The sequence below is a fragment of the Rathayibacter sp. AY1C7 genome, from assembly GCF_002931865.1.
In the GTDB taxonomy this organism is placed as follows: domain Bacteria; phylum Actinomycetota; class Actinomycetes; order Actinomycetales; family Microbacteriaceae; genus Rathayibacter.
The window spans coordinates 1-1,828 of record NZ_PSWB01000057.1 but is presented as its reverse complement, the minus strand read 5'-3'; the positions used below and the strand labels follow the sequence as shown (position 1 = coordinate 1,828).

Sequence of the window (1,828 nt, the reverse complement as noted above, 5' to 3'; positions counted from 1 at the left end):
GGCCGGGGCCCGTGACCAGGATCGGGACAACGGAGCCGGTACCCCGCCTGTGGAGGGAAGACCGGCGGCGCGGGCTGGTGGCTCGGCTCAGGAATCGCGCGGACAGGGATGTGCAAGCTTGCGCTCGCCGCCGGTCTTCCCTCCACAGGCGGGGTACCGGCTCCGTTGTCCCGATCCTGGTCACGGGCCCCGGCCCGATGTCGGTGGTCGCTGATTCAATACACGTATGAGAAGTTCGGGTGACGCGGCGCAGGCGGTCGAGGCGGTGCGCGCGGGCGAGACGGCGCAGACGCTCGGCGCGGTGCGCGCGCTCGCCGGTCTCGCGGCGGGGCTCGCCCGCTCCTCGGCACCGGTGCTGCTCGCGGGGGCCGTCGCCCTGCACACGGCGTACCGGGCGGCGCTGCTCGTGCCGGAGTCGTTCGCGCGGGGGAGTCGTCTTTCCCGGAGCGAGGCGGGAGACCTCGTGGAGCGCTCGATCCGAGCCGAGTTCGCGACGGCGCTCGGGATGTCGGAGCGCGTGGCGTCTCGGCGTCTCGAGCACGCTCGGCTCCTCATCGAGGACCTCCCGGCGACCCGCACCCTCCTGGCCGAGGCCCGGATCCTCTGGGAGGCCGGCGAGGTCGTCTGCGCCGCCGCCGCGACCCTCCCCGCTCCGTCGCGCGCGTCCTTCGACGAGCGGGCGGCCGCCGCGGCGCTCACGCAGACGCCCACCCAGCTCCGCCGGACCGTGGCGCGGTTGCGCGACGAGCTGCACGAGCAGCCGTTCACCGAGCGCCACGCCCGCGCCCGAGAGGATCGCAGCGTGTGGCTCGGAGCAGAGGCCGACGGCATGGCCACGCTCTGCGCCCTGCTGCCGGCCCCGGTCGCGGTCGGCGCCTACAACCGTCTCGACCGGATCGCCCGCTCGCTCCGCGACGGGGCGGACGCGGCGGGGATCGGGTTCGGTGCAGGTGCAGGTGCAGGTGCAGGTGCAGGTGCAGGTGCAGGTGCAGGTGCAGGTGCAGGTGCAGGTGCGAGTGCGAGTGCGAGTGCGAGTGCGACTGCGACTGCACAGAGCGGTGCTGGTGCCCGTGGCGATGCTCCGGTGGCAGTCGGCGCGCGGACGGACGCTGGTGCTGGTGCTGGTGCTGGTGCTGGTGCTGGTGCTGGTGCTGGTGCTGGTGCCGGGCTCGGCGCGGAGACGGGTGGCGGCGCCGGTGGAGACGCTGACATCTCCCTCGGCGACGGCCGGACGCTCGCGCAGCTGCGGGCCGACGCGCTCGTCGATCTGCTCATCGACGGCGACATCTCCGCAGACGGATCCTCGGGAGAAGGAGCGAGCGCCGTCCGTGCCTCGGGCTCCGGAATCCACGCCTCGGTCTCCGGAGTCCGCGCCGACGTGCGCCTCACCCTGGCCGCCAGCACCGCCGTCGGCCTCGACGACGCGCCGGCCGAACTCGACGGCTACGGTCTCGTCCCCGCCGACGTCGCCCGGGAGCTCGTCCGCACGGCGGCCACCTTCACGCGGGTGCTGACCGATCCGGACACGGGAGTGGTGACGTCGGTCGGCAGGACCCTCCGCGTCCCGCCCCCTCGGATGCGCCTCCAGCTGCAGCTGCGCGACCGGACCTGCCGGTTCCCCGGCTGCACCCGCTCGTCCTCGACGGCCGAGGCCGACCACACCCTCGAGTGGCGGAACGGAGGCGAGACCGCCCTCGGCAACCTGGCCTCGCTCTGCGTCGCGCACCACCACGTCCGCCACGGCGACCGCTGGACCTACGCCCTCCATCCGGACGGCACCGTCGTCTGGACGACCCCCACCGGCCGTCGGATCACCGACCGACCGCGG

Annotated in this window: 1 protein-coding gene; it reads left to right on the top strand. The window is 74.3% G+C overall.

The features are described 5' to 3' along the window. Positions 1-226: 226 nt before the first annotated feature. On the top strand, positions 227-1,828 hold a 1,602-nt coding region (locus C5C69_RS16545), incomplete at its 3' end, for an HNH endonuclease signature motif containing protein (RefSeq protein ID WP_146083646.1).